This window comes from Streptomyces sp. NPDC044064, from assembly GCF_056434245.1.
Genome location: NZ_JBWKFN010000017.1, coordinates 207,922 through 221,373, shown reverse-complemented (window position 1 = coordinate 221,373; position 13,452 = coordinate 207,922). Strand labels below are relative to the sequence as shown.

General features: G+C 71.9%; 12 protein-coding genes. 5 read left to right on the top strand and 7 right to left on the bottom strand.

Annotated features, from left to right (window positions below; genetic code table 11):
* Positions 1-210: 210 nt before the first annotated feature.
* Positions 211-489: a Sec-independent protein translocase subunit TatA gene (gene tatA / locus AC07DS_RS27275; RefSeq protein ID WP_479149372.1), complete on the top strand. Its 279-nt coding sequence runs from the start codon at positions 211-213 to the stop codon at positions 487-489.
* 106 nt (positions 490-595) lie between these two features.
* On the top strand, positions 596-922 hold the full coding sequence (locus tag AC07DS_RS27270) for an SCO4225 family membrane protein (protein ID WP_479149370.1): 327 nt from the start codon (positions 596-598) through the stop codon (positions 920-922).
* A gap of 30 nt (positions 923-952) precedes the next feature.
* Here AC07DS_RS27270 and AC07DS_RS27265 read toward each other — a convergent pair whose 3' ends face one another.
* The 4 genes from AC07DS_RS27265 to AC07DS_RS27250 all read right to left on the bottom strand — a co-directional run bounded on the left by AC07DS_RS27265 (position 953) and on the right by AC07DS_RS27250 (position 6,526).
* The gene (locus tag AC07DS_RS27265) at positions 953-1,729 is read right to left on the bottom strand and encodes a CAP domain-containing protein (RefSeq protein WP_479149368.1); all 777 of its coding nucleotides are present in this window, start codon (positions 1,727-1,729) and stop codon (positions 953-955) included.
* Between the two features lie 294 nt (positions 1,730-2,023).
* A complete protein-coding gene (locus AC07DS_RS27260; protein WP_479149366.1) occupies positions 2,024-4,279 on the bottom strand; it encodes an ATP-binding protein in 2,256 nt (751 codons plus the stop codon).
* Positions 4,280-4,546: 267 nt separating this feature from the next.
* Positions 4,547-5,350 carry an intradiol ring-cleavage dioxygenase gene (locus tag AC07DS_RS27255; RefSeq protein WP_479149364.1) on the bottom strand — a complete coding sequence of 268 codons (804 nt, stop codon included), beginning with the start codon at positions 5,348-5,350 and terminating at the stop codon, positions 4,547-4,549.
* Positions 5,351-5,446: 96 nt separating this feature from the next.
* Positions 5,447-6,526: an NAD(+)/NADH kinase gene (locus tag AC07DS_RS27250; RefSeq protein WP_479149362.1), complete on the bottom strand. Its 1,080-nt coding sequence runs from the start codon at positions 6,524-6,526 to the stop codon at positions 5,447-5,449.
* 255 nt (positions 6,527-6,781) lie between these two features.
* On the opposite strand from AC07DS_RS27250, the gene AC07DS_RS27245 reads away from it, so the two are divergent.
* The gene (locus AC07DS_RS27245) at positions 6,782-7,483 is read left to right on the top strand and encodes a DUF4232 domain-containing protein (protein WP_479149361.1); all 702 of its coding nucleotides are present in this window, start codon (positions 6,782-6,784) and stop codon (positions 7,481-7,483) included.
* 22 nt (positions 7,484-7,505) lie between these two features.
* Here the strand turns inward: AC07DS_RS27245 and AC07DS_RS27240 are convergent, their stop codons facing one another.
* The gene (locus AC07DS_RS27240) at positions 7,506-8,390 is read right to left on the bottom strand and encodes a serine hydrolase (protein ID WP_479149359.1); all 885 of its coding nucleotides are present in this window, start codon (positions 8,388-8,390) and stop codon (positions 7,506-7,508) included.
* A 244-nt stretch (positions 8,391-8,634) separates the two neighbouring features.
* Here AC07DS_RS27240 and AC07DS_RS27235 point away from each other — a divergent pair, with 244 nt between their 5' ends.
* Positions 8,635-10,086, top strand: a complete 1,452-nt coding sequence (locus tag AC07DS_RS27235) for a purine-cytosine permease family protein (protein WP_479149357.1) — start codon at positions 8,635-8,637, stop codon at positions 10,084-10,086.
* Positions 10,087-10,210: 124 nt separating this feature from the next.
* Here the strand turns inward: AC07DS_RS27235 and AC07DS_RS27230 are convergent, their stop codons facing one another.
* The gene (locus tag AC07DS_RS27230) at positions 10,211-11,098 is read right to left on the bottom strand and encodes an SDR family NAD(P)-dependent oxidoreductase (protein WP_479149356.1); all 888 of its coding nucleotides are present in this window, start codon (positions 11,096-11,098) and stop codon (positions 10,211-10,213) included.
* A 71-nt stretch (positions 11,099-11,169) separates the two neighbouring features.
* Between AC07DS_RS27230 and AC07DS_RS27225 the strand changes: the two genes are divergently transcribed.
* Complete coding sequence (locus tag AC07DS_RS27225) at positions 11,170-12,111, top strand: LysR family transcriptional regulator (protein ID WP_479149355.1); 942 nt, start codon at positions 11,170-11,172, stop codon at positions 12,109-12,111.
* 17 nt (positions 12,112-12,128) lie between these two features.
* On the opposite strand, the gene AC07DS_RS27220 is transcribed toward AC07DS_RS27225, so the two are convergent.
* Positions 12,129-13,433 carry an MFS transporter gene (locus AC07DS_RS27220; RefSeq protein WP_479149353.1) on the bottom strand — a complete coding sequence of 435 codons (1,305 nt, stop codon included), beginning with the start codon at positions 13,431-13,433 and terminating at the stop codon, positions 12,129-12,131.
* Positions 13,434-13,452 lie beyond the last annotated feature (19 nt).

The window sequence follows — 13,452 nt, the reverse complement described above, 5'->3', positions numbered from 1 at the left end:
TCAGCCCCTACAAGACCGTCGAACTGGGCGGCGTCCCCATGACACCGGCCCAGGCATACACGGCGGCACGCACCAAGCCCGACTCCGACGAATGACCTGAAACCCCGGTGCGGATATAGCCGTTGTACAGTTGCGCAATGTAGCAATCATGGCAACAGGTGCGGCCGTCCGGCGCGCACCGCTGCCCGGCGTGGAGAAGGGGTGGGTGGGATGCTGCGCAACGGACTGGAACCCTGGCACCTGCTGATCGTGGCGATCGTCGTCATCGTGCTGTTCGGCTCGAAGAAGCTGCCGGAGGCCGCTCGCGGGCTCGGCAAGTCGATGCGCATCCTCAAGAGCGAGGCCAAGGCCATGAAGGACGACGGCGTCGCGCAGTCGGCGGCTCCCGCCGACGGTGCGCCCGAGCAGTCGGTCCCCGAGGTCATCCAGACCGCCCCGGGCGAGGCGGCTGCGGCCCGCACGGTCGCCGAGGAGCCCGCCGCTCGCTGACATCCTGGGTAGCCGCGCGTGCGAACGTGAGTACGGCTACTCAGGCTTGTGTCGCCGTCCTCCGGGATCGTTGAAAGCCGGAAACGATCTCAGGAGGTTCTTCGGCGTGGACGGTTCGTCGCTCTCGCTCACCGCGAAGGTGCGCCACTACCTGCTCAACCGGGCGGCACTTGGCTATCTGGCGATGGTGGTCGGCGTCCTCGCCCATGTCGAGGTGGACGCGCACCTGGTCGAGCACCAGGACGCCGGCTTCGCCGGTCTGCTGCTGTTCCTGGTCACGGCGCCCACGTCCTGGCTGTTCCTGATGCTGCCCGAGCCCCTGCCGGTGACCGGGATCGTCGTGGGCGCCCTGTTCCAGGCCGTGGTGATCGGTGTCGCGTACCGAAAGCACTCCGACCGCCCCCGGCACCGCACCCGTCCGAGCGGTGCGTGAGGGGGCGGCCGAAGGCCTGCTGTCCGCCGGCTAGCGGGCGGTTCCGAAGTCCTGGGTCCAGTAGCTGTTGGGCTGCGCCAGGCCGACGCCTATCTCCTTGAACGAGCAGTTGAGGATGTTGGCCCGGTGGCCGGGGCTGTTCATCCAGCCCGCCATCACCTGCTCGGGAGTGGAGTAGCCGTAGGCGACGTTCTCGCCGTAGGCGCTCCAGCTGTAGCCGGCACGCGTGATCCGGTCGCCGGGGGAGGACCCGTCGGAGCCGGTGTGCGACATGTTCTGGTGGGCCGCCATGTCCTGGCTGTGGGCCTGTGCCGCCTTCGTCAGGGTCGAGTTCAGGGTCAGGGCCGAGCAACCGACCTTGCTCCGCTCGGCGTTGACGAGCGCCACGATGCGAGCGACGACCCCGGAGGCCGTGGCGGTCGGCTTCGGGGTGCTCGGCGGGGTGGGAGCCGCGGAGTGGGTCGGCGCGGGGGCACTGTGCGTCGCGGTGGGCTTGGGCCTGGGTTTCGGACTGGCGGTCTTGTGGGGGGCCGCGGAGGCGGTCGGAGTCTTCGACGGCGCCGCAGTGGGCGCGCCGCTCTCGCTGCCCTGCCAGTGGTGGTTCCAGTGGCTCTTGTGGTGGTGAGCGTGGTGCGCGTGGTACTGCCAGGTCTGGGCCGACTGGTTCCCGGCACCGCCGGCCTGGGGCCCGCCGCCGTTCTGCCAGTCGCCACAGGCCATGGCGACGGACGGTACGCCCACCGCACTCAGGACGACCGCCCCGATGACCATCCGCCGGTAGTGCTGCTTCTTACGATGCTTCGCCATGCGTGACCTCACCGGTAACTTCCTGCGGACCGTCATTCTTAGAAGGGCCTCACAGGGAGCGCAAAGAGCCCTCCTACTACCTTGCTTCGTAGATACGGAGGGCCCTTGCCAAGCGCAGGGGAGCGTGCTGGTCACGCGTTTGCAGTTTGCTCCGAGTGCTGTTGCCCCGTCAGAAACCCCATGAGTTTCGGAGAACGGGCGGGAACGCCGAGCCGATGGGATGTCGTCCCGCCTGACCTGTCAGGCGCTCGCATCAAACCGGACAAGTCCCATATGTCGCTAGAACGACATCTACTATTCGGCACCCCTAGCTCTCGGGGTGGCGTGACGGATGTCACGGAACCAAAGCTTCCGGTTCTCGTCGGCCGCCCACAGGGCGATCTGTGTGCGAGAGCGAAGGCCCAACTTGTCGCGCACCTTGTCCAGGTGCGTGGCCACCGTATGTACCGAAAGTCTGAGTCGTTCTGCTATCTGCCGGTTGGTCAACCCTTCCGTCACCAGCTCGACCACCATGAGCTCCCGCGCGGTCAGCCGTGACCGCTCGTCCGCGCCGCTCCTCGTCCGCAGGGCGTACGCGACGAGCCGCTCCCCGTGCAGCCCCCGTGCGCCGGCGACGGCGGCCTCCCGTGCGGCCGGCGACAGCAGTTTCCTGGCCCGGTCCGCCGCCTGCTCCATCGTGCGTCGCCAGGGTGCCTCGGGCTCGGTGTCCAGCCTGCGCCGTGCCTGTGCGCTCGCCTCGTACAACCGCAGGGCGCGCTGCGGGTCCCCGCGCTGGGCAGCCACGAGGGCCAGGCCCTCGACGGGATACAGCGAGTGGAAGCTCGTCCCTGGGGTGATCCGCAGAACTTCGGTGAACAGCTGCTCGGCGCTCTCCGGCTGCCCGAGGGCCACGCGTACGGCCCCCGCGGTGTGCAGCGCGGCCGCGGTCCGGGTCCAGGGCGCGTGCTCCCTGAGCACCGGCAGGCACCGCGCCATGATCGCGTCGGCCTCGTGCGCCTCGCCCGCCTGGAGCAGCGCCCAGGCCAGGTGATGGGCGCACCACGCGATCTCCTCGGGTGTGCCGAGCGAGGCGAGCACGTCCCGGCACTCGCGCAGGTCCGCGACGGCCTCGCTGAACTCCTCGCGGCACAGCCGCGCCGCGGCCCGGGCGTCCAGGGCGTTGGCCAGCCCGGCGGGGTCCCGGCGCGCCCGCTCCCTGGCCACTGCCTGCTCGCCCCGTCGCAGCGCTTCGTGCAGGTCGGCCTGCTGGCAGGCCACCCGCGCGGCGAGCGCGGGCGCCGCTCCGCCCGGCGCCGGGCCGTCGGCCGCACCCGGTGGTCCGGTCAGCAGCGCGCGGGCGGCCGACGGCTGCTCCTGCTGGTAGTGCACGCGGGCCAGCTCCAGCGTGAGCCGCGCCTGTACTGCCTCGTCGTGGCCGGTGGCGCAGGCCAGTACCGAGGAGAGATTGTCCCGCTCCACCGCCAGCGGGCTGCTCGCCTGGTCGGCGAACACATCCCCGCGGCCCCGGTCGGCCAGCCCGGTCAGCCAGGCGAGCGCTCGTCGCAGGGTGCCCGGCAGCTCGCCGGAAGCGCGGAGCCGTTCCAGGGCGTAGGCGCGGATGGCGCCGAGCTGTCTGAAACGGGTGGGCGCCGTGTCTCCCGGCAGCCGTACGACCAGGGACTTGGCTTCCAAGGCGCACAGAACGCGGAAGACCTGCCCCGGCCCGATGCCGCCGCCCACGCACACGGACCGTGCCGCGGCCACGTCGAACCCGCCGACCAGGACCGCCAGACGCCTGAACACGGCCTGCTCCGCCGGGTCCAGCAGCCGGTGGCTCCAGTCGACGGCGGCGGCGAGTCCGCTGTGGCGCCGGGGCCCGGTTCTGCTTCCGTCGGCCAGGAGGTCCAGCCGGCACAGCTGGTCGTCCAGCCCGGCCAGGATGTCGTCCGGCGCGAGGGCGCCGACGTGCCGGGCCGCGAGTTCGACGGCCAGGGTCAGGCCGTCCAGCCGCCGGCATATCTCGGCAACCGTACGGCCGTTGCCCCGGTCGAGGGAGAAACCGGGCGAGCGGCTCGACGCACGCTCGACGAACAGCCGCACGGCATCCGCCCGCAGCAGGTCCGCCACGTCGTCCCCGGTGTCGGCCGGGGGCAGGGACAGCTCGCCGACCCGGAACACCGTTTCTCCGGGCACCCGCAGAGCCTCCCGGCCGGTGGCCAGGATCCGCAGCCGGGGACAGCGGCCGAGCAGGGTCGCGACCAGCCGGGCGCACGGCTCGACCAGATGCTCACAGTTGTCCAGGACCAGCAGCCGGGAGGCGTCCCCGATGGCACGGACCAGACCGTCGGCACCGGTCCGGCCCGCTCGTTCGCCCACCCCCAGCGCGGCCGCCACGGACTGCGTGAGCAGGGAGCCGTCCTGCAGCGAGTCCAGCTCCACGAGGTCCACCCGGGCGAAGCGGTTCGGCAACCCCCGGGCGAACTCCAGCGCCAGCCGTGTCTTGCCCACCCCGCCCGCACCGGTCAGCGTCAGCAGACGTGTGCTTCTCAGGAGGGCGCGCAGGCGGGACATCTCCTGCTGCCGGCCGACGAAGGAGTCGAGCGCCGACAGCAGGACGGGGCCGTGGTCGTGGCCGGCAGCGGCCGACGGTTCGGACGGCGCGGGCCGCCGTGCTGCCAGTCGTCGCCGGAGCGCCCGTTGTCTGCAGGCGTTGGAACAGTACCGGGCCGGCCGACCGCCCTGCGGTCTCGTGATCAGTGCCGCGCCACATGCCTCACATGTTCGACTCCGGGTCATCCCCGATTCCTGGCCGCCCGCCGGGGTGGGAAAACCATCCCGTCAGGGCGTGGCGGCCGGGTCTATTCCGAGTACGACGGTTCCGGTCACGCCCTTGCCGAGGTCGCTGCCCGCCTGGGTGAGGGTCAGCAGGGTCGAGGACCCGCCGTTGCGGTAGATGCCGTCCCTGGCGTTGAGCGTGCGGGTCGCCGTGTTGTTCCGGTAGGGGGACAGGGCGGCGACCTTGGTGTTGTAGGTCTCCGGGAAGTAGAGCTGGCCCGTGTGGGACACATGGCCTCCGTGGTACGTCCCACCGGACACCGCGCCGCCCACATGCGTCTTGACGTGGATGTGCAGGGCCCGGCCGACGTACCAGCCCGGGTAGACGGTGGTGAACTCGGCCACGCCGGCTGCGTCGGTCAGCTGCACACCGCGCAGGAAGGTCGTGTCCGGAGTGGAACCGCCGGCCACGTAACCGGAGTAGATCCCGAGCGCGTCGCAGTGCCAGATGTCGACCGCAGTGTTGGGCAGCGGGGCGCAGGTGGCGCTGTTGACCACCGTGACGCGCAGGGTGAGCGGAACGCCGGCCCTGCCCTCCGTGATGTCCTTGCGGACCCTCTCCAGGTCCAGGTAATAGGGCCCCTCGGTCTGCTCGGGGGTGAGGACGCACGCGGCGGCGAGCCGGGCCGGGGTGCGGGGATCCGCGGCGGCCGCCGGCTGCGTTGCGGCGAGGCCCAGTGCCGCCACGCCGAGGGTGGCGCCGCCCAGGGTGGCGATGACCGATCTGCGGGTGGCGCCGGCCGGGGCGTCGGCCGGCTCGGGGGCACGCTGCGGTTCGGCGGTCTCGTGGTGGGGGGTGTCAGTCATGCTGCGACGATGGCGCGTGCGCCGGCGCCCGGGATCGTACGGACGACCGATGAAATCGGGGGCGTTACGAAACTACTGGGGCCCGTGCGGCAGACCTCAGGGAAGCGGCTGCCGCTCCGACTCGTCGGGAGCCGGGGGCAGTGCCAGGTGCGCGAGGTCGCCCGGCGGGGGCGTCTTCACCGGCCACAGCGGAGCGGCGACTCCGTCGGCGAGCGCGGCCGGTGCGTCGGTGAGGTTCATGCGCTCGCGCAGCCGGCCGTAGAAGTCCATGGGACCGAGCCGCACCGCCTTGAGCCGGCGGGGAGCGGCGTACACACCGATCCAGTCCCCGGGGCTGAGCACCCCGCGCACCTGGCCGTCGATACTGACGGCGGCCTGGCCCGACCGTTCCAGGACCCGCAGCGCGATGGGCTCGTCCGGGGCGGCCACGACCGACCGGTTGAACGTCATGTGCGGGGCCACCGGGGTGAAGATGAGGCCCTCGGCCCTGGGTGAGACGACCGGACCACCGGCGGCGAAGCTGTAAGCGGTCGAGCCCGTGGGCGTGGCCACCAGCAGCGCGTCGGCGGAGTACGACGCCAGCAGCCGCCCGGCGAGATAGACGCCGACCGACACCTGCCGGTCCCTTGCCAGCTTCTCCAGGACGACGTCGTTCAGCGCCGTGACGTTCAGGGCGACGCCCCAGTCGTCACCGGTCTCGCACTCGATGCGCACCGGGGGCGGGGGCAGCATCGGCCCACGGGCGTAGTGCACCAGCGCCTCCACCTGATCGGGCACCTCCAGCCGGCAGGACGCCCGCATGGTGAGGAGCATCCGGCTCTCGACGGTGATCCGGTCCTCCCGTACGGCGTCCAGCGCCGCGCGCACGGCCGTGGCGGGGACCTCCGTCAGGAATCCCACCCGGCCGAGATCGACGCCGAGGACCAGGGCGTCGTTCTCGGCCGCCAGCCGGGCACCGCGCAGGAAGGTTCCGTCGCCGCCCAGGGTGACGATGAGATCCGGATCGCCCGCGGTGTCCAGCTCCTCCCGGGCGCTGTGCCGCGCGCCCTCCTGCCACACGTCGATGTCGGCACACTCCACGGCGTGCTCGGCGCACCACTCGCGCACGGCGCTCGCGGCGGCCACGGCCTCCGCCCGTCCGCCGTGTACGACCAGGCCGATACGGTTCACGGTCATACCCGCCTCCAAAACGGCACTTACAGAGGGCCCTCCCCACCACGATCCCCGGCCCGCACCTGACACGCCACGCCGCTGCCGGGACAGGGGCCCGCCCGGCCCTAGCCTGTGCTTACGTGCCGATCCGACCGGATTTCTGTCACTGCCATGTCACAGCTGATCCGCAGCGGAACCCCTGGTCAGGTTGGTCTGTCTCTGTCCGTGACCACCGGCACGAGCCGGACGACCTGTTTGCTTCCGAAATCGGGGGACCCCATGCAGCACCGCAACACCATCCGCCTCACCGCCTCGGCGATGGTCACGATCGCCGCCGCCCTCTCGCTGAGCGCGTGCCAGTCGGGTGGCGGCGAACCGTCGGCCGAGAAGTCGTCCCAGGCCCCGTCCACCGCGGCTGCATCCCCGAAGGCCTCCGCTCCCAGCAGCCCGGCCACCGCGGCCTCGAAGCCCGCCGGCGGCACCTCCACCCCCTCGGGCGCGACCGTCACGCCGGCGTCCGACCCGTCGGGCGGCACCGCGCCGACGTGTCCGCTCACCGCCCTGAAGGTGGCGGCGTACCAGGCTGCCAACCGCCCGGCCGGCACCGGCACCGGAGCGGCGATCATCGAGTTCACCAACGCCTCCGGAAAGGCGTGCGTCCTGAAGGGTTACCCGACGGTGGCGGGGGCGGGCAACGGCGCGCCCGACCACAACGCTCCGATGAAGGTCACCCCCACTGGTACCGCGTCGAGCGTGAAGGTCGCGCCGGGCGGCAAGGCATGGGTGAAGCTGACCTTCGTCCAGGTGCAGGGCGAGGCCGACGGCTACTGCGTGTCCGGCGCGAAGCCCACCGTCTACCCGACGCTGGTGGTCGGCCTGCCCGGGTCGGGTGCCCACCAGGTCGCCCTGTCGGACGGTGAGATCGCCGAGTGCGACAACAAGGTCACCGCTACCGCCGTGTCGGCGGTCAAGCCTTCCTGACCTCGTCCGGAGCCGGGCGGTGTCAGCGGGCCGTCGTCGAGGAGACGGCGGCCCGGGCCGCCCGCTCCACCAGCGCGACGCCGTCCTTCATCGAGGTGTTGCCGTCCGACAGGACCGCGACGAGGTAGTGGTGCTTGCCGCTCGTGATCCGGCCGACGCTGTTGACGTCCCACAGCCCCGTCGTGTTGCGCTGCAGCCAGCCGTTCTTCAGGGCCCACTCGGAGCCGGCGGCGGCCGAGACGCCCCAGGACTGCTCGGGGGCGATGCGGCCCATCAGCGTACGGATGTAGCCGCGGGACGTGTCGCTGAGCGCCGGCGCGGAGCCCGCCTTCGGGGCGGGCCCGGTGTCGAAGACGGCGCACAGCAGACGTATCTGGTCGCTCGCCGTGGTCCGGGTGAGCCCCCACCTGACGTCCGGGCCGCCCTTGGTCGTGGTCAGTCCCAGCCGCTTGTTGGCCGCCTGGAGTCCCGGGGCGAGGCCGATGCGCCGCCACAGCGCGTTCGCCGCCGTGTTGTCGCTGTGTTCGATCATCGCCTGCGCCTGGGCGCGCTCCTTCGCGGTCAGGGCGTGCCCGGAGTCCTGCCCCTGGAGCAGCAACGCGGCGAGGATGTCGACCTTGATGATGCTCGCCGTGTCGTAGGCGGTGTCGTCGCCGTACAGCGTGGGCGTCCGGCCCGCGCCGTCCAGGTCCAGCACCGCGGCCGTCACCCGCGCCTTGCCCTTGGCCTGCACCGACGCGGAGAAGTCGGCCGGGGCGGAGCCGGAGCCCGTCGACATGGTGGCCGCGGCCACCGGTGCCGGGGCGAGCGCTCCGACCGCGAGCAGTACCGACGCGGCCGCGAGCACGCCGCAGATCGCCGCGCGGGGGCCTCGGGGGTGCGACGAGGAGCGGATTCGGTACGCCATGGAGAGGGCCTCGGCAGTTCGGGGACAGGGACACAGAACTGCGAACGTAAACAAAACGCCCGCTCCGCGAAGTGACCGCTGCCACGACAGGCCCCTTTAGGGCCGAATTGTGAGCAGAGCAACAGTGGGCGCACGTGAACAGAGCGCGACGGTCTGTCGCGCTACGTGAGCGTCGGTACGGCTTGCCCTCCGCACCCACGGGGAAGAAGGTGACCAGAGAGGCACACCGGGCCCGGGAGGCGTCATGAGCACATCAGCTGAGCCGAGAGTGTCGGGCCTGGAGATCCGGTCGATCGACTACGTCCCCCTGGACGAGCGGCACGGCAAGCTGTGGCATCTGGGCCCCCTGTGGTTCATGTCCAACGCCCAGATCGCCACCCTCGCGGTAGGGCTGATCAGCATCACCGAGGGCGGCAACCTGATCTGGTCGCTGCTGGCCATCGTCTCCGGTACCTTGATCGGCACCTTCTTCATGGCCTTCCACTCGGCCCAGGGCCCCCAGCTGGGCCTGCCCCAGATGATCCAGTCGCGGCCCCAGTTCGGCTACGTCGGCGCCCTCCTGGTGTGGCTCTTCGCCTACATCCAGTACGCGGGATTCAACGTCTTCAACAGCATCCTCGCCGCCCAAGCCCTGCACACCACGGTGCACGGCGGCGTCAAGCTGTGGGTGGTCGTGGTCACCGTGGTCGCGCTCGTCGTCGCCCTCGTGGGCTACGACGTCATCCACAAGGCCGAGCGGTTCCTGACCTACACCTTCCTCATCATCTTCGGGATCTTCACCGTCGGCGTCCTGGTCACCCTGCACTACCCCGCGGGCTCCTTCGACCTCGGCGCCTTCAAGTGGACGCCGTTCCTGGCCCAGTTCGGCGTGGTCGCCGGCTACCAGATCAGCTGGGCGATCTACGTCTCGGACTACTCGCGCTACCTCCCGCCGGACGTGACGGTCCGCAAGACTTTCTACTGGACGTACTTCGGCTCCGCCCTCGGCGGCATCTGGCTGATGGTGCTCGGCTCGCTGCTGGCGGCCTGGGCCGGCAAGGACTTCGAGACGATCGCCTCGATCAACGCCGCCGGGGACAAGGTGTTCAGCGGATTCGGCGCGATCGTGCTGCTCTTCTCCGCCCTGGGTCTGGTGTCCGTGACCGCGCTGAACATGTACGGCGGTTCACTGACCCTGATCAGCGCCATCGACTCGTTCAAGCGGGTCCAGCCGACGCTCGGCGTGCGGCTGCTGACCCTCGGCCTGACCGCGGCGCTCTCCCTGGTCGGCGCGCTCGCCGCGACCTCCAACTTCCTCGCGAACTTCAACAACTTCCTGCTGCTGGTCCTCTACCTGTTCATCCCGTGGACCGCGGTGAACCTCATGGACTACTACGTCGTACGCCGCGGGCACTACGCCGTCGCCGAGATCTTCAACCCGAACGGCATCTACGGACGCTGGGGCTGGCACGGCATCATCGCGTACCTGGTCGGCTTCGCCGTCATGATCCCGTTCTTCTCCGTCGGCACCCTGTTCGTCGGCCCCGCCGCCGAAGCGCTCGGCGGAGCCGACGTCTCCCTGTTCATCGGCCTGCCGGTCTCCGCAGCGCTGTACTGGTGGCTGACCCGCTCGATCGACGTGGAGGCCGAGACGCGCGTGGCGGAGGCGGAGGCCGCGGCACTGGAACGGGCGGCACACGAGCACCATGAACCCTGACGCGCGGACGCCGGCGCGCACGGTGCGTCAGGCGGTACGGGCCGGCGGCTCCTGCGACAGGGCCGGCAGGCGACGCGCGTCGTCCGGGCCGGCGGCGTAGCGGGCGACGCCGTCGGCCCCGCCGTCACGGCCTGAGTATCCGGTCCTGCTCCACCAGGGGCGCGCCGTCGTGCCAGGGCAGGGGCTTGCCGAAGCGGACCAGTTCGCCGTGGAGCGCGGGATCGACGCCCTCGGCGAACACCAGGTCGAGGACGGCCCGGGCCGCATCGGCGGGGGACTGGGCCTGGCTGAAGTCGCTGAACCACGGGCGGGAGGTGGCCGTGTCGACCATGCCGGGGCAGACGGAGGCGATCAGTGTGCCGTCGGCGAGGTCGTGTGCGCGGCGTTCGGCCGCGACCGCCCGGACGGCGGCGACCTGAGCCACCTTGGAGGGCACGTTGAGCCAGCGCGGCCAGCCCGCCTCCTCCGAGGTCCTGCCGTGGACCGCGCTGCGCCAGGACTCGACGGCGTACTCGACCTGGCCGAGGCTCGCGCCGTCGAAGAGGGGGTGCAGCCGCGCATCGAGGTGGCCGAGGGTGCCCAGGCTGCTGGCCACGACGAGCAGCCGGCCGCCCGGGCGCAGGACGGGTCCGAAGGAGCGCAGGATCGCGTGGGTGGCGGTGTTGGAGACGTCGATGAACTCGTCGGCGCGCTCGGACTGCGACTCGTCGGGCAGCACCCGGGCGACCGCGTTGGAGATCACCACGTCCACTCCGCCGTACTGCTGCTGGAGTTCACCGGCCAGCCGGTCGATGGCGTCGGTGTCGGTGACGTCCAGGACCCGGCCCTGGACCTGACTGCGGGTGGTGGGCAGTTGGGCCACCTCGGCGGCGGCCTCGGCGACGCGCCGCGCGTCGCGGCCGGTGAGCAGGACCAGGTCGCCGGCGTCCATCCGGGCCGCCAGCCCCTCGACTAGCGCGCGGCCGAGACCCTGGTTGGCGCCCGTGACGAGGGCGATTCGGGAAGCGTTCATGCAGGCAACGCTAGAAACGTGTGCGCCATGCGTCCAACGAAAGTTCGGCACCGCTAGTATGCGTAAACGTCATGGACTTCACAGATGTGTCGCTCACGGCGCTGCGCGTCTTCCGCGCGGTGGCCGAGCAGGGAACCTTCACCGCGGCCGCCGCGTCGCTGGGCTACACCCAGTCGGCGGTGTCCCGGCAGATCGCCGCGATCGAACGGGCCGCGGGCGCCGAACTGCTGGAACGCAGGCGCGACGGCGTACGGCTGACCGCGGCGGGCCGGGTCGTCATGCGCCGGGCGACGGTCGTGCTCGACGAGATCGACGCGGCCGCGCGCGAACTGTCCGGCCTTCCCGGGCAGGGCGGGACGGTCCGGCTCGGCTGGTTCCCCAGCGCCGGAGCGGTGCTGGTGCCCAGGGCCCTGACCGCGCTGCGCCGCACGGACCCCGGCCTGAACGTGGTCGGCCGGGAGGGCGGCACCCCCGCCCTGGTCCGTGCGCTGCGCGCCGGCAGCCTGGACCTGGCACTGTTGGCGTCGGCGCCGCCGTTCCGGCCGCCGGACGCCGAGTCGCCCCCGCTGGTGCTGCGCACCCTCACCGAGCGCGCCCTGCACCTCGCGGTGCCGGCCGCCCACCCGCTCGCCCGCGGCGACTTCGTCGATGTTGCCGACCTGCGCGGTCAGCGCTGGATCGCCGGGTCCTCCTCCGGGGAGGACGGGCTGATGGGAGTGTGGCCGGGCCTGGACGAACGGCCCGACATTGCCCACACCGCCCGCGACTGGCTGGCCAAGCTCCACCTGGTCGCCGCCGACTGCGGACTGACCACCGTGCCGGCCTCGCTGGCCCCCGCCGCACCGGCGGGCGTACGCATCCTGCCGGTCCGCGGAGGCCCTCAGGAGCAGCGCCGCCTGCTCCTGGCCCGGCTGCCGAACCCGCCGGACGAAGCGGTCACCCGCGTGGCAACAGCCCTGCGCGGCGCGGCCCTTGACCTCGACACACCGGAGGGGACACAGCCCTCCCCCTGATCGGCAAGGGTGCGGGGTCAGGCAGGTTCGCCCCGCCAGGCGCCGTCCCGTTGCGCCCAGCGCACGGCGGGGGCCACCGCGAACCCGGCCACGGCGAACACCACGCCGAGCACCGCCCAGCCGAGCGTGCCGTGGGCGATCGCGGTGACCGTGACCAGCGCCGGCCCCGCCATCATCCCCGCCGACATCCCGGTGCCGAACACACCCTGGTACACGCCGTGCGCCCGGGCGTCGGCGAGTTCGTACCCGAGGGTCCAGCCACCCGCAGCCGACAGCACCTCCGCGAAGACCTGCACCACCGCACCGGCGGTCAGCGACAGCACCGCCCACACGGGGGAGAGGCCCGCGGACAGGGCGTACACCGCGCAGGACACCGCCAGCAGCAGTCCCGCCCAGCGCATCGCCCTCACCGCGCTGGGCACTTGGGAGGCCCGGCGGGCGGCCCGCACCTGCAGGAGCGCCACCAGCACACAGTTGACGATCATCAGCAGCGCCGCCGTCCAGCGCGGCGCCTCGGTCCGCTCCACGATCCACAGCGGCAGCCCGACCTCGGAGAGCGTGTACTGCACGACCAGTACCGCGTTGAGCACGGTCACCGCGAGGAACGGCAGGTCACGCACCGCGCGCCAGCGGTCGACGGCCGGGGCGTCGGCGTCCGGCGCCACCCGCTCGCGCACATGCGACGCCAGCGGCATCCGCGGCACCAGCAGCGCGGGGCCCGCGAAGGACAGCGCGTTCACCAGAATCACCGTCAGATACGCGGCTCGCGTGTCCAGTTGGAGTGCAACCGCGCCGATCGCGCCGCCCAGACCCATCGCGACGTTCGTCACCATCCGCAGATACGCCCGTGCCTCCACCCGCGTCGCCGCAGGCAGCACGTCGGCGTAGAGCGCGCCCTGCACCCCACGGCTCGCCATCTGCAACGCCGTCGCACAGATCACCGTCACGAGGAACCCGGCGTAGGAGTGCACCAACGTGTACGCGGCCGTGGCGATGCCGGTGCCGCCCCACAGCAGGGCCCCCATCCGCCGGGCTCCCCACCGGTCCGCGGCCCGCCCGGCGGGCACCCCGGCGGCGACACCCACCAGACCCGCGACCGTCATCCCGACCCCGACCGCCGTCGCGTCCAGGCCGACGATGCGCGTGAAGTACAGGATGCCGAGCGGGAAGTACAGCCCGTTGCCGAGGGAGTTGACGGCGGTCAGTACGGTGGCGAGGCGCAGGACCGGGTCGGCCGGGAGCAGCCCGCCGGCCCGGGTCGCGCGGCTCGCCTCGGGACTGCCGTGCTGGTCAGGGGCGGGTGAGACAGGTGTCGTGGTCATGTCCGACAGCCAACCCCGT